Annotated in this window: 18 protein-coding genes; 11 read left to right on the forward strand and 7 right to left on the reverse strand. The window is 72.5% G+C overall.

Going from position 1 to position 24,139, the window contains the following annotated elements:
- Positions 1–3: 3 nt before the first annotated feature.
- From FJ694_RS16190 to FJ694_RS16200, 3 genes are read right to left on the reverse strand one after another with little or no spacing between them, the layout of a single operon-like run.
- Positions 4–510 carry a TPM domain-containing protein gene (locus FJ694_RS16190; RefSeq protein WP_157268274.1) on the reverse strand — a complete coding sequence of 169 codons (507 nt, stop codon included), beginning with the start codon at positions 508–510 and terminating at the stop codon, positions 4–6.
- On the reverse strand, positions 510–1,499 hold the full coding sequence (locus FJ694_RS16195) for a TPM domain-containing protein (protein ID WP_198320860.1): 990 nt from the start codon (positions 1,497–1,499) through the stop codon (positions 510–512). Before FJ694_RS16195 ends, FJ694_RS16190 begins: the two co-directional genes overlap by 1 nt.
- A 16-nt stretch (positions 1,500–1,515) precedes the next feature.
- Entirely contained in the window at positions 1,516–2,148 is a 633-nt protein-coding gene (locus FJ694_RS16200; RefSeq protein WP_375140224.1) for a LemA family protein, read from the reverse strand.
- An 84-nt stretch (positions 2,149–2,232) separates the two neighbouring features.
- Between FJ694_RS16200 and hemE the strand changes: the two genes are divergently transcribed.
- The 6 genes from hemE (at position 2,233) to FJ694_RS16230 (ending at position 14,264) form a co-directional block, all read left to right on the forward strand.
- Positions 2,233–3,336 (forward strand): uroporphyrinogen decarboxylase, encoded by a 1,104-nt coding sequence (hemE, locus tag FJ694_RS16205; protein WP_157268275.1) that lies wholly within the window; start codon positions 2,233–2,235, stop codon positions 3,334–3,336.
- Between the two features lie 300 nt (positions 3,337–3,636).
- A complete protein-coding gene (locus tag FJ694_RS16210; RefSeq protein ID WP_157268276.1) occupies positions 3,637–5,778 on the forward strand; it encodes a primosomal protein N' in 2,142 nt (713 codons plus the stop codon).
- A gap of 1,864 nt (positions 5,779–7,642) precedes the next feature.
- Positions 7,643–9,691: an ATP-dependent helicase gene (locus FJ694_RS16215; protein ID WP_157268277.1), complete on the forward strand. Its 2,049-nt coding sequence runs from the start codon at positions 7,643–7,645 to the stop codon at positions 9,689–9,691.
- A 216-nt stretch (positions 9,692–9,907) separates the two neighbouring features.
- Complete coding sequence (locus FJ694_RS16220; RefSeq protein ID WP_198320862.1) at positions 9,908–11,836, forward strand: TonB-dependent receptor plug domain-containing protein; 1,929 nt, start codon at positions 9,908–9,910, stop codon at positions 11,834–11,836.
- An 8-nt stretch (positions 11,837–11,844) separates the two neighbouring features.
- A complete protein-coding gene (locus FJ694_RS16225; protein WP_157268279.1) occupies positions 11,845–12,429 on the forward strand; it encodes a YfiR family protein in 585 nt (194 codons plus the stop codon).
- On the forward strand, positions 12,429–14,264 hold the full coding sequence (locus FJ694_RS16230; RefSeq protein WP_157268280.1) for a putative bifunctional diguanylate cyclase/phosphodiesterase: 1,836 nt from the start codon (positions 12,429–12,431) through the stop codon (positions 14,262–14,264). The genes FJ694_RS16225 and FJ694_RS16230 overlap by 1 nt, the downstream gene beginning before the upstream one ends.
- A 383-nt stretch (positions 14,265–14,647) precedes the next feature.
- Here FJ694_RS16230 and FJ694_RS16235 read toward each other — a convergent pair whose 3' ends face one another.
- From FJ694_RS16235 to FJ694_RS16245, 3 genes are all read right to left on the reverse strand, one after another.
- Positions 14,648–15,232 (reverse strand): YceI family protein, encoded by a 585-nt coding sequence (locus FJ694_RS16235; RefSeq protein WP_157268281.1) that lies wholly within the window; start codon positions 15,230–15,232, stop codon positions 14,648–14,650.
- A gap of 83 nt (positions 15,233–15,315) precedes the next feature.
- Positions 15,316–15,942, reverse strand: coding sequence for a YceI family protein (locus FJ694_RS16240; protein WP_157268282.1), 627 nt, complete (start codon positions 15,940–15,942; stop codon positions 15,316–15,318).
- A 31-nt stretch (positions 15,943–15,973) separates the two neighbouring features.
- Positions 15,974–16,522, reverse strand: a complete 549-nt coding sequence (locus FJ694_RS16245; protein WP_157268283.1) for a cytochrome b — start codon at positions 16,520–16,522, stop codon at positions 15,974–15,976.
- A gap of 306 nt (positions 16,523–16,828) precedes the next feature.
- On the opposite strand from FJ694_RS16245, the gene FJ694_RS16250 reads away from it, so the two are divergent.
- Entirely contained in the window at positions 16,829–17,494 is a 666-nt protein-coding gene (locus FJ694_RS16250; protein WP_157268284.1) for a lipocalin family protein, read from the forward strand.
- Between the two features lie 83 nt (positions 17,495–17,577).
- On the forward strand, positions 17,578–18,183 hold the full coding sequence (locus FJ694_RS16255) for a BON domain-containing protein (protein WP_157268285.1): 606 nt from the start codon (positions 17,578–17,580) through the stop codon (positions 18,181–18,183).
- 66 nt (positions 18,184–18,249) lie between these two features.
- On the opposite strand, the gene FJ694_RS16260 is transcribed toward FJ694_RS16255, so the two are convergent.
- Positions 18,250–21,813, reverse strand: a complete 3,564-nt coding sequence (locus FJ694_RS16260) for an indolepyruvate ferredoxin oxidoreductase family protein (RefSeq protein ID WP_157268286.1) — start codon at positions 21,811–21,813, stop codon at positions 18,250–18,252.
- Between the two features lie 137 nt (positions 21,814–21,950).
- Between FJ694_RS16260 and FJ694_RS16265 the strand changes: the two genes are divergently transcribed.
- The 3 genes from FJ694_RS16265 to FJ694_RS16275 all read left to right on the forward strand — a co-directional run bounded on the left by FJ694_RS16265 (position 21,951) and on the right by FJ694_RS16275 (position 24,134).
- Positions 21,951–22,562: an Lrp/AsnC family transcriptional regulator gene (locus tag FJ694_RS16265; RefSeq protein ID WP_157268287.1), complete on the forward strand. Its 612-nt coding sequence runs from the start codon at positions 21,951–21,953 to the stop codon at positions 22,560–22,562.
- 211 nt (positions 22,563–22,773) lie between these two features.
- Positions 22,774–23,493, forward strand: a complete 720-nt coding sequence (locus FJ694_RS16270) for a sensor histidine kinase (RefSeq protein ID WP_157268288.1) — start codon at positions 22,774–22,776, stop codon at positions 23,491–23,493.
- Positions 23,490–24,134 carry a response regulator transcription factor gene (locus FJ694_RS16275; RefSeq protein WP_157268289.1) on the forward strand — a complete coding sequence of 215 codons (645 nt, stop codon included), beginning with the start codon at positions 23,490–23,492 and terminating at the stop codon, positions 24,132–24,134. Before FJ694_RS16270 ends, FJ694_RS16275 begins: the two co-directional genes overlap by 4 nt.
- Positions 24,135–24,139: the final 5 nt, after the last annotated feature.

A 24,139-nucleotide genomic window follows, 5' to 3' on the forward strand; every position in this document is an offset into this window, starting at 1 on the left:
CGCTCACACCCGCCACGGCGCATCCGGCAGCTCGTTGGGATTCGCCTCTCCCGGCCGCAACGGGAAGTGCTCGCGCAGCAGCCCATCGACGGCCTCCACCGCCGCCAGCAGCCCGGCCTCGAACTCCCCGGCGCGGAACTGCGCGCGCATGCCTTCGAGGATGCGCCGCCACTGGTCGGCGCCCACGCGGCGGTCGATGCCGCGGTCGGCCACGATCTCGATCGCGTGCTCGGCCAGCAGCACGTAGATCAGCACGCCGTTGTTGGCCTCGGTGTCCCAGACGCGCAGCTTGCCGAACATCGCCACCGCCCGCTCCCGCGCCGTGGCGCCGCGCCAGAGGTAGCTCAGCGGCAGCCCGGCCTCCACGCAGACGCGGATCTCGCCGCTGTGCGTGGCTTCGCTCGCGCGCACGCGCTCGCCGATGTGCTCCAGCGCCGCGTCGCCCAGCGCGCGCTGCGCGTCGCCCTCGTCGAAGAGCCGGTGTTTCAGCAGTCGCAGCACGCGGTTCATCACCAGCTCCCCGAGGCGCCGCCGCCGCCGAAACTGCCGCCCCCGCCGGAGCCGAAGCCGCCACCCCCGAAGCCGCCGCCTCCACCGAAGCCGCCCCCGCCGCCGAAGCCGCCGCCGGGGAAGATGATGAATGGCGGCCCGCCGCGCCGGCCCCGGCCGCGGCCATGGACACGCCGCCCGGCCGAGCCGATGCCCAGCACGCCCACCAGCACCAGCGCCAGCAGCGCCGCGGCGCCGGCCAGCAGCAGGCTGCCGCCGAACAGCCAGGCCAGCCCGCCCGCGGCGCCGCCGGTGGCCAGCGAGCCCAGCTTGCGCCCCAGCATCGCGGTCAGCACCGCGCCGATCACGGGCACGCCGATGAAGAAGAACAGGCCCAGGTCCTGCAGCTGCAGCCCCTGCCCGGCCGCGCCGCGCGGCGGCGTGGAGGTGGAGCCGGCCCAGCCCCCGGGCGCCGAGGCCGGCGCGGGCAGCTTTTCCGCGCGCACCAGCGCCGCCAGCTCGTCCACGGCGGCGCGCAGCCCGCCGGCGAAGTCGCCGGCGCGGAAGGCCGGGGTGATGTCGCGGTCGATGACGCGCTTGGCCGCGAGGTCCGGAATCGCCCCCTCCAGCGCCTTGGCCACCTCGATGCGCACGCGCCGGTCGTTCTTGGCCACGACCAGCAGCAGCCCGTCGCCCACGTCGCGGCGGCCGATCTTCCAGGTGTCGGCCACGCGGAAGGCGTAGCTGGCGATGTCCTCCGGCGCCGTGGTGGGCACCATCAGGATGACGAGCTGGGTGCCGGCCTCGCGCTCGAAGTCGGCAAGCTGCGCCTCCAGCGCCTGGCGCTGCGGCGCGCCGAGCGTGCCGGTCTGGTCGGTGACGCGGGCCGTGAGCGGCGGCACGGGCAGCACGTCCTGCGCGGCGGCGCGGCCGGGCGCCAGCGCCAGCAGCGCGGCGATCAGCGCCAGCAGCACGGCCAGCGCCGGCGCGGCGTGGAGCAGGCGGCGCATGGCGGCTCCCTTCCCGTCAGCGCGAGGCCGGTGCGGCCGGCGGCGTGGGCGCCGCGCCACCGCCAAAGTCGACGGTCGGCGGCCGCGAGATTTCCGCTTCGTTCTGCACGGTGAAGCTGGCCTTGGGCTCGTAGCCCATGACCTTGGCCGTGAGGTTGGTCGGGAAGCTGCGCGCCAGCACGTTGTAGTCGGTGACCGTCTTGATGTAGCGGTTGCGCGCCACGGTGATGCGGTTCTCGGTGCCCTCGAGCTGCACGCGCAGATCCTGGAAGCCGCGATTCGCCTTCAGGTCCGGGTAGCGCTCGCTCACCGCCAGCAGCCGGGACAGGGCACCGGACAGCTCCCCCTGCGCCGCCTGGAAGCGCTGCAGCGCCGCCGGGTCGTTGAGCGTCTCGGGCGTGACCTGCACGCTGGTCGCGCGGGCGCGCGCCTCGATCACGCGCGTGAGCGTTTCCTGCTCGAAGTTGGCCTCGCCGCGCACGGTGTTGACGATGTTCGGGATCAGGTCGGCGCGGCGCTGGTACTGGTTGAGCACCTCGGCCCAGGCCGCCTTGCTCTCCTCGTCGAGCCGCTGGAAGTCGTTGTAGCCGCAGCCCGAGAGCAGCAGGGCGAACAGCAGGGCCAGCAGGCGGCGCAGGTACATGTCCATTCCTCCGTGAAGGGATTTGCGGGGGATGCTATCCCAGCACGTGGTGCGCCCGGGAGGGGGATGGCGCGGCGGGATAATCGCGGGATGACCGCACCGCTCGCCAACGACACCTTCCTGCGCGCCTGCCTGCGCCAGCCCACCGACTACACGCCCGTGTGGCTGATGCGCCAGGCCGGGCGCTACCTGCCCGAGTACTGCGCCACGCGCGCGCGGGCCGGCAGCTTCATGGGCCTGGCGACCAACCCGGCCTTCGCCACCGAGGTCACGCTGCAGCCCCTCGACCGCTACGCGCTCGACGCCGCGATCCTGTTCAGCGACATCCTGACCGTGCCCGACGCGATGGGCCTGGGCCTGAGCTTCGCCGCCGGCGAGGGCCCGCGCTTCGCCACGCCGGTGCGCGACGAGGCCGCGGTGATGAAGCTCGAAGTGCCCGACATGGCCAAGCTGCAGTACGTCTTCGACGCGGTCAGATCCATCCGCAAGGCGCTGGGCGGGCGCGTGCCGCTGATCGGCTTCTCCGGCAGCCCCTGGACGCTGGCCTGCTACATGGTCGAGGGCTCGGGCAGCGACGACTACCGGCTGGTCAAGTCGATGATGTATGCGCGAGCGGACCTGATGCACCGCATCCTCTCGCTCAACGCCGACACCGTGGCCGCCTACCTCAACGCGCAGATCGACGCCGGCGCGCAGGCCGTGATGGTGTTCGACAGCTGGGGCGGGGTGCTGGCCGACGGCCCGTTCCAGGAGTTCAGCCTGGCCTACACGCAGCGCGTGCTGCGGCAGCTCAAGCGCGAGCACGATGGCCAGCGCATCCCGCATATCGTCTTCACCAAGGGCGGCGGCCTGTGGCTGGAAAACATGCTCGAAGGCGAGGCGGTGCCCGACGTGCTGGGCGTGGACTGGACGGTGAACCTGGCGCAGGCGCGCAAGCGCGTGGGCGACCGCGTCGCGCTGCAGGGCAACCTCGACCCCAACGTGCTGTTCGCCCCGCCGGCCGCGATCGAGGCCGAGGCCAAGCGCGTGCTGGACAGCTTCGGCCACCCGCAACGCGCCGACGGCACCTTCGGCGGCCACGTCTTCAACCTCGGCCACGGCATCAGCCAGTACACGCCGCCGGAGCACGTGCAGGTGCTGGTGGACACGGTGCACGCGCACTCGCGCCGGCTGCGCGCCGCCGCCGCGGCTTGAGGCCGGCGCCTTCGCCCCGACCTGAATCCCTGGCCTGCCTCCCGTGACAGGGCCGCCGCGAGGCGGCCTTGATCATTGGGGCTTGACACTTGTCCACGGAAGCAGTTCTGCGATCTGGCGCCGCCGGAAGCATCATTTCCAGCGCCGCCGGAATTGCGGAATCGCGATAAACCGTTGACGCGATTGATGAATTTCACCGTGTTGCCTTCCTTGGCACGCTGAAGTCCCGCGCTGCGCACAGGCTGTGAACGGCCGGCGCGCAGCTTTCCCACAAAGTTATCCACAGGCGTTCCGGCATCCATGACACAGCGGCTGGCAGTGGCGGTCGAGGCTCCGCAGTACAGCGGCCTGGGCGGGCTGCTGGATTACGTGCACGCGGATGCGCTCGCGCCCGGCAGCCTGGTACGCGTGCCGCTGGGCCGGCGCGAGGTGCCGGGGCTGGTCTGGGAGCTGCCGGCGGGTGCCGCGCAGGAGGAGGGCGCGCTGCCCGACGACGCGCTGCGCCCGGTGGCGCAGGTGCTGGCGTCACTGCCGCCGCTGTCGGGCGCGTGGCGGCGGCTGGTCGGCTTTGCCGCCGCCTACTACCAGCGCGGGCTGGGCGAGGTGGCGCTGTCGGTGCTGCCGCCCGAGCTGCGCAAGCTCGACGACGCGAAGCTGGCCAGGCGCATCGCCAAGCTGCGCAAGGCGGCAGAAACGGGCGCTGTGGATGACGCGCCGGCCGAAGACGACGAGGCCGAATCGGCAGAGCCTGCAAATCCGGCGCCGCAGGCGAAGGCGGACATGGCGGGCGAGGGCGGCCGCGCCGCGCCGGCGCTGACGCCCGACCAGCAGGCCGCCGTCGAGGCCGTGACCGCCGCCGGCGCGCAGGGCACCTACCTGCTGCAGGGCGTCACCGGCAGCGGCAAGACCGAGGTTTATCTGCAGGCCGCGGCGCACGCGCTGGCGGCGGGACGCCAGGCGCTGGTCCTGGTGCCGGAGATCAACCTCACGCCGCAGCTCGAAGCGCGCTTTGCCGAGCGCTTCAAGGGCCGGCGCCTCGTCTCGCTGCACAGCGGCCTGACGCCGGCGCAGCGATTGAAAAACTGGCTGCTGGCACACCTGGGGCTGGCCGACCTGGTGCTGGGCACGCGGCTGGCGGTGTTCGCCTCGCTGCCGCGGCTGGGCCTGGTCGTGGTGGACGAGGAGCACGACCCCTCCTACAAGCAGCAGGAAGGCGCGCGCTACTCGGCGCGCGACCTGGCCGTCTACCGCGGCCGGCTGGAGGGCACCCCGGTGCTGCTGGGCTCGGCCACGCCCTCGCTGGAGAGCTGGCAGCACGCGCAGCAGGGCAAGTACAAGCGCCTCGACTTGGCCTCGCGCATCGGCGGCGGCGCGCTGCCGGCGGTGAAGCTGGTGGACATGAACCAGCTGCCGCGCGCGCATGGCGTGACGGTGGCGCTGTCGCCGCAGCTGGTGGACGCGCTGCGCGAGCGGCTGGCGCTGGGCGAGCAGAGCCTGCTGTTCCTGAACCGCCGCGGCTACGCGCCGGTGCTGCACTGCACCGAGTGCGGCTGGAAGAGCGGCTGCCCGCACTGCAGCGCCTGGCGCGTGTTCCACCGCGGCGACCGCACGCTGCGCTGCCACCACTGCGGCTTCACCGAGCGCGTGCCGCGCGCCTGCCCGCAGTGCGGCAACCTCGACCTGCAGCCGTTGGGCCGGGGCACCGAGCGGCTGGAGGAGCAGATCGCGCAGGCGCTGCCCGGCGCGCGCGTGGCGCGCATCGACGCCGACAGCACCCGCGCCGCCGGCGCGCTGCAGGAGCGGCTGGCGGCGGTGCACGCCGGCGAGGTGGACGTGCTGGTGGGCACGCAGATGGTGGCCAAGGGCCACGATTTCAGAAGCATCACGCTGGTGGCGGCGGTCAACCCCGACGGCGCCTTGTTCGCCAGCGATTTCCGGGCGCCGGAGCGCCTGTTCGCGCTGCTGATGCAGGCCGCGGGCCGGGCCGGGCGCGACGCGCGCCGGGCTTCGCGCAGCGAGATGTGGCTGCAGACCTGGCACCCCACGCACCCGCTCTACGCCGCGCTGCGCCGGCACGACTTCGACAGCTTCGCCGCCTCGCAGCTGGCCGAGCGCCAGGGCGCCGGGCTGCCGCCGTTCTCGCACCTGGCGCTGCTGCGCGCCGAGGCGCGCACGGTGGAGGCGGCCACCGCCTTCCTGGACGACGCGGCGGCCCAGGCGGGCGACATCGCGGAAGCGGCGGAAGTGCTGATCTACCCGGCCGTGCCGCCGCCGGTGGCGCGCGTGGCCGACGTGGAGCGCATGCAGATGCTGCTGGAATCACCCTCGCGCGCGGCGCTGCAGCGGCTGCTGGCGCAGTGGCTGCCGCGGCTGCAGGTGCTGCGCGCGGCGCACAAGGGGCTGATCCGCTGGGCGGTGGATGTGGATCCGCTGGGGATTTGAGGGGCCCGCGAGCGGCGGCATGTCCCTGCGAGCTATGCGCCGCCTGCGATGCCGAGGTGAGACAGGCGCTCACCAGCAGGCGCAATTTGAGCAACCGGCTGTAGCGGACTGGACGCCGGCAACCTGTTGCCGCCGCCCGGCGCGCGGTGTTGCCTCTTTGCGCAGCAGTGGCCCGCCGCCCCGGCGCATCAAGCACTTGGCTTCCCCGCCAGCAGCTTGACCACAGAGTTGTCCACAGATTTCGTGGACGGATTGCAAAATGCGGCCCGGATTAGCCCCTTGCGCCGTTTCCTTCACGCGGCGCATGAGGCTGATGTCACAAACCGGCCCACGCGGCAACTGCTTGACACCAGTGCGGCGCCGTGCTGCAGGCCATCGCCGGACTTGACAAGCCGGCTTGTCCCCACCCCGGAACGCGCATGCCGTCGCCGAGGCGACGCCGCGAAGCGCACCGCCCCGGTGCGTGGGAAACGTTGTAAACCCTTGATCCACAACATTTATCCAGCCTGTGCACAGAGCGCATGCGAGCGTTCACCCTCCTGACGCGACAAGCACTTGCAGCACAGTCCTGCGCTTTGACCACAAAGTTGTCCACAGCAGGCACGCTGGGAGATGGAGAACTCGGCTCATCGAGCTTGTAACAAGATGGGCGTGTTTTCCTGTCATCGGCCCGTGCCGCGGCGCTCCGGACGCGCGCCGGCCGGTTGGGGGCCAGTCTGGGGCTTGTCCACCGCCGCTCATGCGCCAAGTGCTTGATTCATATGAAATACCTGGCCACTGCTCAATAAATGGGCAGTGTGGGCGCGGCCTTACGTCATCAAGCACTTGCAGCACTCATCGGCAGCTTGCGCACCGACTTGTCCACAGATTCGGTGCACAGGCACGGCAGGCGGGATAACTCCTTCCGGCTCGCCACAGCGGTCGCGGCAAATAGCAGCGGACCCCCGGCGGCGATATTGGCAATCTCACCGGCACGGAGTTTGGTAATTGCCGGAGCGGCGGCACGGATCGACGCGGCATTTATCCCCAGCGGCGCCCGGCTCACGCATGCTGCCGGCGTTTGTTCTGCACTCTCCACGGCATTCCCGCAGGTTCCAGACGGAAAGCGCCAAGTGCTTGATTCATAACGGTTTGTGCCGGCTGCCCAAGGGCCGGGCAGAGGAGGGAGAGCGCTGTGGAATCAAGCACTTGGCGCCGTCATCGGCAGCTTGCCCACAAAGTTGTCCACAGCTTCGGTGGACAGCCGGAAAAAGCGGCGCGCCGCAAGCACTTGGCGCGCGTTGCTCACGTCGCGTCGCGCACCGGCCGTGGCCTGGTGCAGGGTTTCCCGGGCGTTTCCGGCCCGTGCCGGCAAGCGGCGGCGGAGCGGCGCGCATCGGCACGGGGCGGCCAGCCGTGGAATATCGCACCCGGGGCGCCGGGGGCGAAGCCGTGAAATTCGAGGCGGCCGCCCCGGCGCCGCGGATTCCCGGTGGCGCGGCCGGCGACGGAATATGCCGGCGCCGCGCCCAGGCCCGCGGCGGCGCACGCCCGGGAAATCGGCGTGGTGCGAGCCCTGTGGGCGCCATCGACCGCGCGGCGGCCGGGCGCGGCGCCGGCGGATCGCCACGCTTCAGTGAAAACCCCAGGGCGCTGCGCGCGTTGCCGGCCAGCCACAGCCGCGGCGGAGTCGCCGTGCCGGGTCGCGCCTACACCATGCCGGCCGGCGGCGTGACGGGCGACGCGGCCGGCGCGGCGGCCGCGTCGGACTTGGCCGCCGGCGGCAGGCGGCGTGGCTATCATGCGCGCCGCTTTCGCCTTGCCGGCCGTGCGTTCGCCGCGGCCCCGCGCCTCGCGCGCCCCCTGTGCTCCCTTTTTCCGTTCCATGGCCGACACCCTCAATCCCGCCCAGCTCGAAGCCGTCCACCACCTCTCGGGCCCGTGCCTGGTGCTGGCCGGGGCGGGCTCGGGCAAGACGCGGGTGATCACGCACAAGATCGCGCGGCTGCTGCAGCACGGGCTGGAGCCGAAGCAGATCGCCGCCATCACCTTCACCAACAAGGCCGCGCAGGAGATGCGCGAGCGCGCCAAGGGCCTGGTCGGCCCGCGTGCCGCCAAGGACCTGGTGGTCAGCACCTTCCACTCCCTGGGCGTGCGCATGCTGCGCGAGGACGGGCAGCGCCTGGGGCTGAAGGCGCAGTTCTCGATCCTGGACGCCGACGACGTGCTGGGCGTGCTGCGCGACGTGGGCGGCAGCACCGACAACAAGACCGCGCGCCAGTGGCAGTGGGCCATCAGCCTGTGGAAGAACCAGGGGCTCAACAGCGACACGGCCGCGGCCGCCGCGCAGAACAACGACGAGGCGCTGATCGCCCGCGTGATGAAGCTCTACGAGGAGCGCCTGTCGGCCTACCAGGCGGTCGATTTCGACGACCTGATCGGCCTGCCCTTGAAGCTGCTTCAGAAGGACGAGGAGGCGCGGCTGAAGTGGCAGAACGCCTTCCGCCACGTGCTGGTGGACGAGTACCAGGACACCAACTCGGTCCAGTACGAACTGCTCAAGGCGCTGGTGGACCACCCGGACGACCGCCGCCGCGGCCAGCTCACCGCGGTGGGCGATGACGACCAGAGCATCTACGGCTGGCGCGGCGCGACCATCGAGAACCTGCGCCGGCTGCCCGAGGACTTCACGGCGCTCAAGATCATCCCGCTGGAGCAGAACTACCGCTCCACCGGCGCCATCCTGCGCGCGGCCAACAACGTCATCGCCGCCAACCCGAAGATCTTCGAGAAGAAGCTGTGGAGCGAGTTCGGCGACGGCGAGCCGGTGCGGCTGATGGAGTGCGACGGCGAGGAGCACGAGGCCGAGCGCGCCGTGGCCTTCATCCAGGGCATCCGCGCGCAGGGCGGGGCGGAGCTGAAGTTCGCCGACTTCGCCATCCTCTACCGCGCCAACCACCAGGCGCGCGTGTTCGAGCAGAAGCTGCGCGCGGCGCAGATTCCCTACAAGGTCTCCGGCGGGCAGAGCTTCTTCGACCGTGCCGAGATCAAGGACCTGTGCGCGTGGCTGCGGCTGCTGGTGAACCAGGACGACGACCCGGCCTTCCTGCGCGCCGTGACCACGCCGAAGCGCGGCATCGGCCACCAGACGCTGGCCGCGCTGGGCGAGTTCGCCGGCAAGTGGAAGCTGTCGATGTTCGAGGCCCTCTTTTCCGAGAGCCTGCCCGCAGCGCTGAACCGCAAGGCCATCGACGGCCTGCACGAGTTCGGCCGCTATGTGAACGAGTTCGAGTACCGCGCCCGCCACACCAGCGGCAACGAGGACGCGCGCAAGCTGCTGCTCGAATGGCTCACGGACATCGGCTATGAAAAACACCTGCACGACGGCGAGGACAGCGAGAAGCTGGCCGCGGCGCGCTGGAACAACGTCATCGACTTCGTGGACTGGGTGGCGCGGCGCTGCGGCGGCGAGATCACGCAGGAGGGCGGCACCTTCGAGAGCGAGAAGAAGACGGTACTGGAGGTGGCGCAGAGCATCAGCGTGATCATCAGCCTGGCCGAGCGCGGCACCGAGCAGGACGTGGTGACGCTGTCCACGCTGCACGCCTCCAAGGGCCTGGAGTGGCCGCACGTGGTGCTGGCCGGCGTGAACGAGGGGCTGCTGCCCTTCCGCAGCGAGGACGAGGACATGACGGCCGAGCGGCTGCAGGAGGAGCGGCGCCTGATGTACGTGGGCATCACGCGCGCACGCCGCACCCTGGCCGTGAGCGTGCTGCGCCGGCGCAAGCGCGGACGCGACACCGTGCAGGCCCAGCCCAGCCGCTTCATCGCCGAGATGAAGCTCAACGAGGCGGCGACGAAGGAGGACCCGCGCGAGCGGCTGAAGAAGCTGCGCGCGCAGCTGGCCGCGCGCAGCGGCGCGGCGCCGGCGTGACATCGTGCGCGGGCATGCCCCGCGTTGGTGCCGCCGGGCGTGACATTCGTCAATCAGGACACTGAAGAGGCCTTCGGAAAATCAACTTCGCTGCGCCGCGGCCGATGAAGGGGCGTGTCCGCCCCTGTTCCGCCCCGCAGCGTGCCTGCGTGCCGTCCCTGTCGTAGTTCCCCCGTGAAACCCTCCCGCCGCGGCCTGGCCGCCGTTCTTTGCTGCTTGCTGGTCGCCGTTGCGCAGGCGCAGGCGCAAGCCGGCGCGCCCGTGCCCGAGGCGCTGCAGGACCTGGACGCGCTGCTGAGCACGGAGGTGGAAGGGGTGTCGCGCCAGCTGGAGTCGGCGCTGGATGCGCCCGCGGCGGTGAGCACGCTCTCGCGCGCCGAGGCCCAGGCGCTGGGCCACCGCACCGTGGCCGACATGCTGGAGCGGCTGCCCGGCGTGTACCTGGGCGGCTCGCGCGGCTACGGCAGCGTGGGCCTGCGCGGCTTCAACCGCCCGGGCGACTACAACGCGCGGCTGCTCATGGCCATCGACGGCTACCGCGTCAACGACGCCGTGTACGACCAGGCGCTGCCGGGCCGGGAGTTCCCCATTCCCGCCGACTGGGTCAAGCGGCTGGAGCTGGTCAGCGGGCCGGCCTCCTCGGTGTACGGCAGCAACGCGCTGCTGGGCGTGGCCAACGCCGTCACGCTCGACGGCCGCGACGCGCCTGGGCTGCACCTGCGCGCCGCGCTGGGCCGCTGGAACAGCGGCGACGTGGTGCTCAGCCATGGCTGGCACGAAGGCGGGGCGGACCTTTTCGTCGGGCTGGCGCTGCACCGCAGCGACGGCGAGACGCTGCAGGACCCGGCGCTGCGCGGCCCCGCCTCGCCCGACGGCCGCGTGGCCGGGCTCGACGGCACGCGCTGGCGCAGCCTGTTTGTGAAGGGACGGCTGCAGGGCTGGCGCCTGACGCTGGTGAGCCAGGAGCGGCTCAAGGACATGGCCACCGCGCCCTACGGCACGCTGCCGGGCGTGGCGGGCACCCGCTTCACCGACCGCTACGACTACGCCGAGGCAGCCTGGGATGGCGACTGGCGCGACGACTGGCGCACGGCGCTGCGCGGCAACGTCTCGCGCAGCAACTTCGCCGGGCGCTACGCCTACGGCGACGCGGCGGCGCCGCTGATCAACCGGGACGACATCGGCGCCACCTGGGCCGGCCTGGACGCCCGGGTGCAGTGGCGCGGCTGGATCAACCACGAGCTCACGCTGGGCGCCAAGGCGCGGCGCGTCTTCGATGCCCGGCAGCGCAATTTCGACGAGTCGCCGCCGGCCACCTGGCTGGACCGGCGCGACACGCAGGCGCAGGGCGCGCTGTACGCGCAGGACCAGTGGCGCCTGGCCGAGCGCTGGACGCTGACCACCGGCGGTCGCATCGACCGCGTGCAGGGCTTCGATACGGCCTTCTCGCCGCGGCTGGCGCTGGTGGCGCGTCCGTCCGAGAACGAGGCGGTGAAGCTGCTGTTCGGGCAGGGCTTTCGCGTGCCCAACCTGTCCGAGCGCTTCTACGACGACGCCGGCGCCACGCAGGTGGCCAACCCGGCGCTGCGGCCCGAACGCGTGCGCTCGGTGGCGCTGGCCTGGGAGCGCGCCGTGGGCGCGCGCAGCCGCGTGGCGCTGCAGCTCTACCAGGACCGCTTCGCCAGGCTCATCGACTTCACCGACGTGGGCGGCGGGCTGTCGCAGTACCGCAACCTGTCCAGCGTGCGCAGCCACGGCCTGGACGTGGAGGCGCAGGGCCTGCTCGGCGGCGGCGTGCAGTGGCGCGCCAGCGCGTCGGTGCAGCATGCGCACTCCGACCAGGGCGATCTCGCCAACACGCCGCACTGGATCTTCAAGGGCCACCTGCTGGCGCCGCTGCCGCGCCCGGACTGGTCAGCCGCGCTGCAGTGGCAGGCGCTGGGCCGGCGCGCGTCCAACGTGCCGCCCTGGGCCACGCTCGACGCGGTGCTGCGCTGGCAGGCGCGTCCGGACAGCACGCTGGCGCTGCGTGCGCTCAACCTCCTCGATGCCGCGACGTGGAACCCGGCGCTGCCGGAAACGGCGCTGTCGCGCATCCCGCGCGAGCGCCGCCGCGTCGAGATCGACTGGCAGCAGGCCTTTTGAGCTCCGCCATGTCCGCGTGCCTGTTGCGCTTTCGGCGGCTGCATCGCCTGGCCCTGCCGCTGCTGGCCGTGCTGGCGGCCGCGGCCTGGGCGCAGGGCCTGCCCGAAGCGGAGCTCAAGGCGCAGATCCTGTGGCGCGCGCTGCAGTTCGTCGAATGGCCCGCCGAGACCGCGCCGGCGCCGCCGCTGCAGCTGTGCCTGCTGGCGCCGGGGCCGCTGGCCGAGGCGCTGCGCGGCTGGGACCAGCGCGTGCTCAACTCGCGGCGCATCGAGCTGCGCCGCATCGGCGTGGGGACGGCGGCCGGCGCCGGCGTTGCCCCGGGAACGCCCGCGCCGGCCCCGGGCGCGCTGGCCGCGGGCTGCCACATCGCCTACGTCGGCGCCGACGCGGTGCTGCCGGCGCCGCCGCCGCGTGGCGTGCTGTGGGTGGGCGACAGCCACGGCCTGACCGAGCGCGGCGTGATGCTCAACCTGCAGCCGCAGCAGGGCCGCATCGTCTTCGACGTGGAGCTGCAGGCCGCGCGCCGCGCCGGGCTGGACATCAACGCCCGGCTGCTGCGGCTGGCGCGCTACGTGCGCCAGGAGGGCTCGTGATGACCGGGTCGATGCTGTTGCGCCGCGGCAGCGACACGCTGCGCGCCTGCGTGGCGATGCTGATCGTGGCGCTGCTGCTGGGGCTGTTCGAGTACTTGCAGCTCAACGCGCGCCAGCACGAGGCGCTGCGCACGCAGGCCGAGCTGGTGGGCCGCACCACGGCCGCGGCGCTGCTGTTCGAGGACGCCACCGAGGCGCGCGCGCTGCTGAACGCTTTCGAAGCCGCGCCGGCGGTGGCCGAGGCGCAACTGCTGCGCCGCGACGGCCGGGTGCTGGCGCAGTTCCGGCGCGATGGCGTGCCGGGCTGGCTGGAGCGCCACGGCGGGCGCATCGAGGCCGCGGCCGAGGTGCTGGGCAACGACGGGTCGGCCGTGGGGCGGCTGCAGGTGCAGGCGTACCGGGCGCCGGTATGGAGCGCGCTGGCCTCGGCGCTGGGCGCGGCGGTGGCGATCATGGCGCTGGCGCTGGGCGTGGTGGCGCTGGCCTCGCGCCGGCAGCGCGCGCAGCTGCGCGCGGCGGATGCGCGCACGCGCTACCTGGCGCACCACGACGTGCTCACCGGGCTGGCCAACCGCGAGCGCTTCGCCGCGGCGCTGGCGCAGGCCGCGGCCTCGGGCGCGCCGGCGGTGCTGATGTGCCTGGACATCGACGACTTCAAGCGCGTCAACGACACCCGTGGCCATGCCGCCGGCGACGCGGTGCTGCGCGCCGTGGCGCAGCGGCTGCAGTCGCTGGTGCGCGCGCACGACGTGGTCGGGCGCCTGGGCGGCGACGAGTTCGCGCTGCTGCTGCGCATGCCCGTGGACGACGGCGTGGCCGCGGCGGTGGCGCAGCGTGTGGTCGAGCAGCTGCCGCGGCGCATCGAGCACGAGGGCGTGGGGCTGCAGGTGGGCGTGTCGCTGGGCCTGGCGCTGCTGCCCGAGGATGCGCGCACGGCGGAAGAGGCCATGGCCTGCGCCGACATGGCGATGTACCAGGCCAAGCGCGCCGGCAAGGGCAGCTGGAGCCGCTACAGCGCCGCGCTGGGCGAGGCGCAGCGCGAGCGCCGCGCGCTGGAGCAGGCGCTGCGCGCGGCGCTGGCGCGCGAGGAGTTCGAGCTGGCCTACCAGCCGGTGTTCGACGCGGGCGGCCGGCTGCAGGGCGTGGAGGGCCTGGCGCGCTGGCACAGCGCGCAGCGCGGCACGGTGCCGCCGGGACAGTTCATCCCGGTGCTGGAGGAGGCCGGGCTGGTGGGCGAGCTGGGCCTGGCGCTGCTGCAGCGGCTGCGCCTGGACCTCGACGCCTGGGCCGAGCAGGGCCTGCGCTGCCCGCCGGTGGCGCTGAACCTGAGTTCGCAGCAGTGCCGCCACGAGGCCTCGCGCGAGCGCTTCCTGCAGCGGCTGCAGGCGCTGGCGCTGACGCCGCGCGAGGTGGAGTTCGAGCTCACCGAGACCACGGTGTTCGAGGACCTGGACAGCCCCAACTCCATCGTGCGCGCGCTGCAGTCACAGGGCTACGCGCTGGCCATCGACGACTTCGGCACCGGCTACAGCTCGCTGGCCTACCTGCTGCGGCTGCGCTGCGCCAAGCTCAAGGTGGACCGCGTGTTCGTGGACGGCGTGTCCGGGCGGCCCGACGCCGCGCTGCTGGTGGAGACGATGGTGCGCGTGGGCCACGCCATGGACATGCGCGTGGTGGCCGAGGGCGTGGAGCGGGTCGAGGACCTGGAAGCGCTCAAGGCGCTGGGCTGCGACCTGTACCAGGGCTTCCTGCTGGCGCACCCGCTGCCCCCGCGGCGCTTCGAGGCGCTGCTGCGTTCCGAGGCCGCGGCGGCGCGGCAGGAGGCGGGGACGTGAGGCCTGGAAGGCCCGGCAGGCGCAGGCGGGCCCGGAAAGAGGGCGTGCTCAGCCCGTGAAGGCCTGCACCAGCACCAGCCCCAGCGCGGCCAGCATGACGGCGAACTGCACCCAACCTTGGTCGCTCATGGCTCCTGCTCCGCATCCCGTAAAAGGAACATTTGCGAGGAAGCTTATGCGCTAGGGACAGACCCTGATGCGCGATGGGCCCGGGGTGGGTGGTCGAGGGGGTCAGCCGGAACGCGGCTTGCCCTGTGCCTGGGCTTGACTTTCGCGCTGGCAGGCGCGGCGACGTGCCGGCCGGAAACGGCAAGGCCCGTCGAGGCGGGCCTTTCATTCATTCTTTCATTCGCCTGCACGCGCGGGCGGCGCGTGCCGGGCCGTCATTCCGGCGACTTGAGGGCCTCGAGCGCGATCGAGATCGTCACCTCGTCGCTGACGTTGGGCGCGTACTTGCCGGCGTTGAACTCGGAGCGCTTGATGACGGTCGAGGCGTCGGCGCCGATGGCGTCCACCTTCATCATCGGGTGCGCCGCGTTCTTGAAGCTGGCGACCTTGAGCACCACCGGCTTGGTGATGCCCTTGATGGTCAGGTTGCCCTCGATGCTCACCGGCGCGTCGCCCTGGAACACGACCTTGGTGGACTTGAAGGTGGCCGTCGGGTGGTTGGCGGTGTCGAGGAAGTCGGCGCCCTGGATGTGGCCGTCGAAGACGGTGGAGCCGGTGTCCACCGACTTGGTGTCGATGACCACATCCACCGAGCCGGTCCTGGCAGCCTTGTCGAGCACGATCTTCCCGCTGGTCTTGTTGAAGCGGCTGAGCTGGGTGGAGAAGCCCAGGTGGTTGTACGAGAAGCGCGCGAAGGTGTGGCCGGGGTCGATGTTGTAGGTCTCGGGCGCGGCCAGCGCCGGCGCGGCGGCGGCAAGGGCGAGGGCGGCGGCGCTGACGGCCTTGATCAGGTGCTTCATGGTGGTGGCGTTCTTCGGTTGGCGGGAAAGGGACGTCCCGGGACGGTTCGCGCCCGGGACGCAGGGAATCGGAAACGGCGGCGTCACTGCGCGGCCAGGCCGCTGAAGGTGAGCTTGAACTTCACGGCCACGTCGTTGGCGACCATGGAGGTGTCGGCCCATTCGCCTTCGCCGATGCGCCACTCCAGCCGCTTGAGCGTGAAGGCGCCGCTGGCCACCGTGTGGGGGCCGGCGGCGGCCAGCGTCAGCGGCACGGTGATGTCGCGCGACACGCCCTTCATGGCGAAGGGGCCGGTCATCTCGTAGCGCCCGCCGCCCAGCGCCTTGACGCTGGTGGCGGTGAAGGTGGCCTGCGGGAATTTCGCGGTGTTGAACCACTCGGCCTTGACCACCTCGGCCTCGCTCTCGGGCGCGCCCATGGCGATGCTGGCCAGGTCCACCTTGAGCGCGATGCGCGCAGCCTCGGGCTTCTTCGGGTCGAACTGCACCTGCGCGTCGAAGCGGCGGAAGCGCCCCTCCATCGGCACGCCCATCTGGCGGCTGGTGAAGGTGATCTCGCTTTGCGCCGGCACCAGCTGCGCCGCGGCCGCGGGCTTGGCCGCGGGGGCCGGGGCGGCCGGCTTTGGCGCCGTCTGGGCCCAGGCCGGGGCGGCGGCCAGCGCGGCGGCCAGCGCCAGCGGGGACAGGAGTCGGGAGGCGGTCAGGGTCATGTCGGGAGCGGTTGGGTTGCTGGTCCGGGAGTCAGGCTCGGGCGCGGTGCAGCCGCATGCGGTTGAGCAGGCCGTCGCGGTCGATGAGCTGGTGCTTGGCCACCGCCGCCAGGTGCAGCAGCACCAGCGCGCCCAGCGACAGCGCCAGGAGCTTGTGCAGACCCTTGAGCGTTGCGGCCAGTTCCTTGCTCACCGGCACGAAGTCCGGCAGCGGCAGCACGCCGAACAGCACCACCGGGAAGCCCGCGGCCGAGCTGTAGGCCCAGCCCGCCAGCGGCACGGCGAAGAACAGCAGGTACAGCGCATGGTGCGTGGCGTGCGCGGCACGGCGCTGCCAGCCGAGCATGGCCACGTCGCGCGGGCGCGGCGCGCGCAGCCGCACCAGCAGCCGCAGGGCCGACAGCGCCAGGATCACGACGCCGGCCCACTTGTGCCAGCTGTAGAGCTGCAGGCGCCGCGGCGACAGCGGCAGCTCGTGCATGTACAGGCCCAGCGCGAAGGTGCCGACGATCAGCAAGGCCAGCAGCCAGTGCAGCGCCACGGCCGCGGGGCTGTAGCGGGTGACGGAGGGCTCGGCCATGTGTGGAACGCCATTGCGCATCGTGGTGGGGCGCCAGTATCCGGGATCACCCTGGGTCTCCGCCTTCAGGGGGCTTGACTGGGCGATTCAGAAAAGCCGAACGCCAGTCCGGGACCGTACGCAATGATTTCGCATGCGCCGGCGCGGCTGCGGCCCGTGGGACGGCGCCGCCGGCCCGGTGTGGGAAGCGTCCGACAACACCGGGCGCGGCGCGACTACAGCCCAGGCCGGGGGTGGCCCCTAGAGTGGATCGACCGCTGCAGGGCATGGTGCCTGCAGCGCCATCCCCGGCCACAGGAGCCCGACATGCATCGCCAGCCTTCTCCTTCGATGGGTGCCGCGCCGCGGCGCGTACCGCGTGGCGTGCAGGGGCTGCTGGTGCTGTCGGCGTTGCTGATGGCGCTGGCCGGGACGTGGCTGCACCCGGCCACGGCGGCCGGCACCGCGATCGACACCGTGCCGGTGCTGGACCTGGGCCGCTACAGCGGCACCTGGTACGAGCTGGCGCATGCCGGCACGCCGGGGCGGCGCGGCTGCGTCGCCGACGTCGTCACCGACGTGCGGGCCGAGCCCGGGCAGCGCCTGGCCATGACGCAGCAATGCCGCCGCGGCGACGGCAGCGCCACGCGGCTGCGCGGCCTGGCGCTGCCGCAGGGGCCGGCGCGCTTCGAGGTGAGTTGGCTGCCGGCGGGGCTGCGCTGGCTGCCCGCCGGGCGCCAGGACCACTGGGTGGTGGAAGTCGATCCGGCCTACCGCGTGGCCGTGATCGCCGACCGCCAGGGCCGGCTGCAGCGCGTGCTGGCGCGCGACCGCCAGGTCGAGCCCGAGGCCTGGGCCGCGCTGCTGACGCACCTGCGCGGGCGCGGCTTCGAGGTGCGGCACCTGATGCCCACGCTGCAGATCGGCGCCCGGCAGCCCGGCGCGCGCCCGGCGGTGTGGGTGGGCGTGCCGGCGCCGCGCGCGGCCGGTTGACGGGGTTCGGGCCACTCGGGAGCCGCCAGCCTGGGCGCGCGATTTGCCAAGGGCCGGACAACCCAATTCCCAAGGAGTGTTCGATGGTTGAACTGTCCCTGCGTCCCGCCGCCCTGGCCGCGCTCACCCTGGCCGCCGCGCTGGCCGCCTGCAGCCCCCGTTCCGAGAACCAGCCGGCCGAGGCGGTGGTGACGAATCAGACCGCGCCGGCGCCGGTGACCACCGCCTCCGACGCCGCCGCCACGGCCTCCGCCGCGCTGAGCCAGGCCGGCGAGAACATCAGGGACGCGGCGGCCGAGGCCAGGGACAAGGCGGCGGCCACGGCCGACACCGCGGGCGACAAGGCGGCGGTGGCCGCCGACAAGGCCGGCGACAGGATCGCCGCTGCTGCCGACACCGCCGGCGACAAGATCGCCGCCGCCGCGGCCGCCACCAAGGAAAAGGCCATCGAGCTCGGCGCCGAGGCCAAGGAGGCCGCCGGCGACGCCGCCGTCACCACCCGCGTCAAGACCACGCTGGCCGCCGACGCCCGGCTCAGCGCCCTCAACATCGACGTGGACACCAAGGACGGCGTCGTCACGCTCAAGGGCTCGGCCCCCGACGCCGCGGCCCGCACCCACGCCACCACGCTGGTCAAGGGCGTCAAGGGCGTGAGCAAGGTGGACAACCAGTTGAAGACGGCGTCGTGACCTGACGCGCGTCAGCGGTGCAACGGCCCGTCCTTCGCGACGGGCCGTTGCCTTTTCAAGCCCGCCTCACGCCGCCTTCCTCACCCCGCCCGCGCGCCACTGCGCCATCAGCCGCTCCCACTCCGGCCGCGCCGCCGCCAGGTGCCGCGCCTTGACGTGGCCGAAACCGCGGATCTGCTGCGGGATGCGCGCCACCTGCACCGCCAGCCCCAGCTTCTCCAGGCTCAGGCCGCCCAGCATCTCCTCGATGCTGGCGCGGTACTGCTCGATCAGCGCGCGCTCCTCGCGCCGCTCGGCCGTGCGGCCGAACGGGTCCAGCGCCGTGCCGCGCAGGCCCTTCAGGCGCGCCAGCAGCCGCATCGCGCCGTGCATCCACGGCCCGTAGGCCTGCTTCACCGGCTCGCCGCGCGCGTTCTTCTTCGCGAACAGCGGCGGCGCCAGGTGGTGCACCACCTTGAAGTCGCCTTCGAACATCCCGCCCAGCTGCTGGGCGAAGGCCGGGTCGGCATGCAGCCGCGCCACCTCGTACTCGTCCTTGTAGGCCATGAGCTTGAACAGGCCCTGCGCCACCGCCTCGGCCAGCTTCGTCGAGCCCAGCGGCGCCTCGGCCGCGCGCACGCGCTCGACGAAGTCGCGGTAACGCTGCGCATAGGCCGCGTCCTGGTAGGCGGTCAGGAAGCCCACCCGGCGCTCGATCACGTCGTCGAGCGCCGGCCGGCGCACGATGCTGATGACCTGCGCCGCCTGGAACTGCGCCTGCACCGCGGCCAGGTCGTGCGCGCAGCGCCGGCCCCACTCGAAGGCGCGCAGGTTCTTCTCGACCTGCACGCCGTTGAGCTCGATGGCGCGGCGCAGCGAGTCGCGCCGCAGCGGGATGCGCCCCATCTGCCAGGCGCAGCCCAGCAGCAGCGGGTTGGTGTAGATCGAGTCGCCCAGCAGCTTCACCGCCACTGCTTCAGCGTCGAAGGCCAGCAGCCGCTCCTGGCCCACCGCCTGCGCGATCGTGTCCTGGCAGGGGCCGAGCGGGAACTGCCAGTCGGGCTGGTGCACGAAGGCGGCTGTCGGCGCGCCGTGGGTGTTCAGGGCCACGCCGGTGCGCCCGGGCTGCATCGCGGCCAGCGTCACGGGCAGGGCGGCAACGATGGCGTCGCAGCCGATGACGAGGTCGGCCTTGGCCAGGTCCACCTTGGTGGTGTGGATGGCCGCGGGCGTGTCGGCGATCTGCACGTGGCTCCAGGTGGCGCCCCCCTTCTGCGCCAGGCCGGCCGCGTCCTGCGTGACGATGCCACGCCCCTCCAGGTGCGCCGCCATGCCCAGCAGCTGGCCGATGGTGATCACGCCCGTGCCGCCCACGCCCGCGACCACGATGCCCCAGGCCTGAGACGCGTCGGGCAGCGTGGGCTCGGGGATGGGCGCCAGCGCCTCGGGATCGAGTGCCTTGTCGGTCTTGGGCTTCTTCAGCTGCCCGCCCTCGACCGTGACGAAGCTCGGGCAGAAGCCCTGGGTGCAGGAATAGTCGAGGTTGCAGCTGTTCTGGTTGATGCGGCGCTTGCGGCCGAACTCGGTCTCGACCGGCTCCACCGACAGGCAGTTGCTCTTGTCGCTGCAGTCGCCGCAGCCCTCGCACACCGCCTCGTTGATGACCACGCGCTTCGCGGGCTCCTCCATCTTCCCGCGCTTGCGGCGCCGGCGCTTCTCGGTGGCGCAGGTCTGGGCGTAGATCAGCACCGTGCAGCCGGGCACCTCGCGCAGCTCGCGCTGCACGGCGTCGAGCTCGGTGCGGTCGCGCACCGTGACGCCGGCGGCCAGCCCCGGCATGGCGCGGTAGGCGTCCGCGGTGTCGCTGACGATGACGATGCGCTTCACGCCTTCCGCGGCCAGCTCCTGCGTCATCTCCGGCACGCGCATCTGGCCTTCCACCGGCTGGCCGCCGGTCATGGCCACGGCGTCGTTGAACAGGATCTTGTAAGTGATGTTCACGCCCGCGGCGATGGACTGGCGCACCGCCAGCAGCCCGGAGTGGTGGTAGGTGCCGTCGCCCAGGTTGGCGAACACGTGCGGCTCGGTGGTGAAGGGCGCCTGGCCCACCCACGACACGCCCTCGCCGCCCATCTGCGTGAAGGTGCTGGTGGAGCGGTCCATCCACGTGACCATGTAGTGGCAGCCGATGCCCGCTACCGCGCGAGAGCCTTCGGGCACGCGCGTGCTGGTGTTGTGCGGGCAGCCGCTGCAGAACCACGGCTTGCGCTCCGCCGCGGCCGGGGCGCCGGGCGCCTCCAGCGCGGCCAGGTCCTTTTCCTTGGCCTCGATCACGGCCAGCCGCGCGTCCATGCGCGCGGCGGTGTCGGCGTCCACGCCCAGCTTCTTCAGCCGTTTGGCGATCGCCTTGGCGATGATCGCGGGCGTGAGGTCGGCCTTGGCGCGCAGCAGCCAGCGGCCGCTCGGGTTCGGATGGCTCCATTCGCCGCCGCTCATGTCGCCTTCGGGCTCGTCGAACTTCCCCAGCACGTTGGGCCGCACGTCCGGGCGCCAGTTGTAGAGCTCTTCCTTGAGCTGGTACTCGATGACCTGGCGCTTCTCCTCGACCACCAGGATCTCCTGCAGCCCCAGCGCGAAGGCGCGCGTGATGCTCGCCTCCAGCGGCCACACCACGTTGACCTTGTGCAGCCGCAGCCCCAGGCGCCGGCACGCGGCCTCGTCCAGCCCCAGGTCAAACAGCGCCTGGCGCGTGTCGTTGAAGGCCTTGCCGGTGGCGATGATCCCGAAGCGGTCGTCGGGGCCGCTGATGACGTCGTGGTTGAGTCGGTTGGCGCGCACGTAGGCCAGCGCGGCATACCACTTGTGGTCCATCAGCCGCGCCTCCTGCACCAGCGGCGGGTCCGGCCAGCGGATGTGCAGGCCGCCCGGCGGCATCTCGAAGTCCTCAGGCAGCACGATGCGCACGCGCTCCGGGTCCACGTCCACGCTGGTGCTGGACTCGACCACCTCCTGGATCGTCTTCAGGCCCGTCCACAGCCCCGAGAAGCGGCTCATCGCCCAGGCGTGCAGGCCCATGTCGAGGATGTCCTGCACGCTCGACGGGAAGAACACCGGCAGCCCGGCGGCCTTGAAGACGTGGTCGCTCTGGTGCGGCGCGGTCGAGCTTTTCGAGACGTGGTCGTCGCCGGCCACCGCGATCACGCCGCCATGCCGCGCCGTCCCGGCCAGGTTGGCGTGCTTGAACACGTCCACGCTGCGGTCCACGCCCGGGCCCTTGCCGTACCAGAGGCCGAACACGCCGTCGAATTTCTTCGTCTGTGGGTAGAGGTCCAGCTGCTGCGTGCCCCACACGGCCGTGGCCGCCAGCTCCTCGTTCACCCCGGGCTGGAACACCACCTGTTGCGCCGCCAGGTGCTTCTTCGCGGTCCACAGCGCCTGGTCCACGCCGCCCAGGGGGCTGCCGCGGTAGCCGCTGACGAAGCCCGCGGTGTTCAGGCCCGCGGCGGCGTCGCGCTGGCGCTGCAGCATCGGCAGCCGCACCAGGGCCTGCACCCCGCTCATGAACACGCGCCCGCGCTCCAGCGCGTACTTGTCCTCCAGCGTCACTTTCTCCAGCGCCAGGCGTACGGCTTCGGGCAACGGGGCATTCATCGCGGCGGATCCTTCCAACGGGGGTGAATCGAATCGCGGCAGTCTAGGTTTTGACGCAGGGCAAGGGCTTTCGTTCTTTGCTCGAATCAAGCACCCTTGCGCAAGAATCTTTCCGATGTGTCAGACACGGAGAAACAATGGCGCTCAAACCCAAGAAATCAGGGCAAACCCCTAGCGGCGCGGACGCGGCGCCGGAAGGCGCTGCGCTCCCTCCTTCGGGGGCATCGGCCGTGCCGGGCGGCGCCGGCGCGGCGCTGCTCGACCGCTACGACGTGGCGATCCTCCACGAGCTGCAGCGCGACGCGCGGCTGTCCAACGCCGAGCTGGCCGAGCGCATCGGGCTGTCCGCGGCGCCGACCTGGCGCCGCGTCAAGGCGCTGGAGCAGCGCGGCGTGATCACCGGCTACCGGGCGGAGCTCGACCGCCGCCGCATCGGCCTGGGGGTGCTGGCCTTCGTGCGCGTGGACGCCGAGCGCAACACCGGCAGCGCCACGCGCGAGCTGGAGGACGCGCTGCGCGCCCTGGCCGAGGTCACCTCCTGCCACTACATCAGCGGCGCCGGGACCTTCGAGCTGCAGGTGGTCGCCACCGACCTGGACGCCTTCGCCCGCTTCGCCACCCACACCCTGCTGAACCTGCCCAACGTGAAGGACCTCCACACCAGCTTCTCGCTGGGCGAGGTCAAGGCCGGCGCGGCGCTGCCGCTGGCGCACCTGGGCGCGCGGGCCTCGGGACAGCGCCCCGGATAAGGGAGGCGCTCCGCGGTCACTCCCCTGGCACGGGGCTTGCGCAAATGACCGCCATGTTTCCCACCGCTGCCATTTCCTTGCACACCGGCGCTGCCGTCCGCCCTGTCCGCCGCACCGCCCTGGAACGGTGCACCGCACGCTCGCAGGGCGGCGGCACCGCGGCGGTGCTCCGTGACGCCACGGTGACGGCGGTGACCGCGGGAGCGGCGGCATGAACGTCCTGGTCCATCCCGACCTGGGCGACGACGTCGCCCGGCTGCGCGGGCTGCTGCAGCACACCGAGGCGCAGCAGGCGCGCATGCAGGCACGGCTGGCGCAGCAGCTGCACGGTGATCTGGGCGCGCTGCTGGTGGCGGTGAAGCTGGAGCTGGGCTGGGTCGAGCGCCGCCTGGGCGAGCAGCCCGACCTGGCGGGCAAGTGCGCCGGCCTGGGGGGCCTGCTCGACGCGGCGGTGGACAACCTCAACCGCATGGCCACCGCGCTGCGCCCACGGCTGCTGGAATGGCCGGGGCTGTGGTCGGCGCTGGAGTGGCTGGCGCAGGACTTCGCGCAGCGCGAGGGGCTGCAGGCCGACGTGCGCATGCTGGTCGAGTCCGGCGTGGAGCTGCCGCCGTCCGCCCAGGACTGGGCCGACGCGGTGTACCGCAGCGCGGAGGAACTGCTGGCCAACGTGGCGCGCCACGCGCGGGCGAAGCAGCTGCGGGTGCGGCTCTACGTCGAGTCGCCGCCGGCCGGGGTGATGCTGCTGGAGGTGGGTGACGACGGCGTGGGCTTCGGCCCCGAGGCGCTGTCGCAAGGCTGGGGGCTGCTGGCGCTGCGCGAGCGCGTGGCGCACTGGGGTGGCCGGCTCACCCTGGCCAGCGCGCCGGGCTCGGGCACCACGGTGCGCATGCGGTTGCCGCTGCCGTTGCCGCCGGGAGAAGGCCCATGAGCACGCGAGTCATGCTGTGCGACGACCACCCGCTGCTGCGCCAGGCGCTGCGCCGGGTGCTCGACGAGATCGGGGTCGAGACCGCGGCCGAGGCTGCCGACGGCGCCGAGGTGCTGCGCCTGGTGGACGCGGCGGCCGAGTCGGGGCGGCGCTTCGACCTGGTGCTGATGGACATCGAGATGCCCTACCGCGCCGGGCTGGACCTGCTGCGCCGGCTGCGCGGCGAGAGCCCGCGCCTGCCGGTGCTGATGCTCTCGGCCTTCCCGGACAAGCAGTACGCCGTGCGCAGCCTGAAGCTCGGCGCCGCCGGCTGCCTGAGCAAGGGCGCGGACGGGGCGCAGTTCCAGCAGGCCATCCGCACCGTGCTGGCCGGCGGGCTGCACATCCCGCCCGACGTGGGCGCGCAGCTCGACGGCGCCCTGGCGCGGCGTGGCCGTGCGCCGCTGCGCGAGCGCGTCTCGCCGCGCGAGTACGAGGTGTTCCGGCTGCTGGCCAGCGGCCGCACCGTGGCCGAGATCGCCGGGCTGCTGCATATGGCCGTGGCCGAGGTGGCGCAGTGCCGGGCCCAGTTGCTGGAGGCCACCGGCGTGCGCAACGACGTGGAGCTCACGCTGTACGCGGTGCGGGAGGAAATGGTTTGAGGGGG

Source organism: Azohydromonas aeria (genome assembly GCF_009760915.1).
Taxonomy (GTDB): domain Bacteria; phylum Pseudomonadota; class Gammaproteobacteria; order Burkholderiales; family Burkholderiaceae_C; genus Azohydromonas; species Azohydromonas aeria.

Bases quoted from the DNA above. Each gene is read 5' to 3' on its own strand.
- FJ694_RS16190 (WP_157268274.1), bottom strand. From the start codon at position 510: ATGAACCGCGTGCTGCGACTGCTGAAACACCGGCTCTTCGACGAGGGC.
- FJ694_RS16195 (WP_198320860.1), bottom strand. From the start codon at position 1,499: ATGCGCCGCCTGCTCCACGCCGCGCCGGCGCTGGCCGTGCTGCTGGCG.
- FJ694_RS16200 (WP_375140224.1), bottom strand. From the start codon at position 2,148: ATGGACATGTACCTGCGCCGCCTGCTGGCCCTGCTGTTCGCCCTGCTG.
- hemE (WP_157268275.1), top strand. From the start codon at position 2,233: ATGACCGCACCGCTCGCCAACGACACCTTCCTGCGCGCCTGCCTGCGC.
- FJ694_RS16210 (WP_157268276.1), top strand. From the start codon at position 3,637: ATGACACAGCGGCTGGCAGTGGCGGTCGAGGCTCCGCAGTACAGCGGC.
- FJ694_RS16215 (WP_157268277.1), top strand. From the start codon at position 7,643: ATGGCCGACACCCTCAATCCCGCCCAGCTCGAAGCCGTCCACCACCTC.
- FJ694_RS16225 (WP_157268279.1), top strand. From the start codon at position 11,845: ATGTCCGCGTGCCTGTTGCGCTTTCGGCGGCTGCATCGCCTGGCCCTG.
- FJ694_RS16230 (WP_157268280.1), top strand. From the start codon at position 12,429: ATGACCGGGTCGATGCTGTTGCGCCGCGGCAGCGACACGCTGCGCGCC.
- FJ694_RS16235 (WP_157268281.1), bottom strand. From the start codon at position 15,232: ATGAAGCACCTGATCAAGGCCGTCAGCGCCGCCGCCCTCGCCCTTGCC.
- FJ694_RS16240 (WP_157268282.1), bottom strand. From the start codon at position 15,942: ATGACCCTGACCGCCTCCCGACTCCTGTCCCCGCTGGCGCTGGCCGCC.
- FJ694_RS16245 (WP_157268283.1), bottom strand. From the start codon at position 16,522: ATGGCCGAGCCCTCCGTCACCCGCTACAGCCCCGCGGCCGTGGCGCTG.
- FJ694_RS16250 (WP_157268284.1), top strand. From the start codon at position 16,829: ATGCATCGCCAGCCTTCTCCTTCGATGGGTGCCGCGCCGCGGCGCGTA.
- FJ694_RS16255 (WP_157268285.1), top strand. From the start codon at position 17,578: ATGGTTGAACTGTCCCTGCGTCCCGCCGCCCTGGCCGCGCTCACCCTG.
- FJ694_RS16260 (WP_157268286.1), bottom strand. From the start codon at position 21,813: ATGAATGCCCCGTTGCCCGAAGCCGTACGCCTGGCGCTGGAGAAAGTG.
- FJ694_RS16265 (WP_157268287.1), top strand. From the start codon at position 21,951: ATGGCGCTCAAACCCAAGAAATCAGGGCAAACCCCTAGCGGCGCGGAC.
- FJ694_RS16270 (WP_157268288.1), top strand. From the start codon at position 22,774: ATGAACGTCCTGGTCCATCCCGACCTGGGCGACGACGTCGCCCGGCTG.
- FJ694_RS16275 (WP_157268289.1), top strand. From the start codon at position 23,490: ATGAGCACGCGAGTCATGCTGTGCGACGACCACCCGCTGCTGCGCCAG.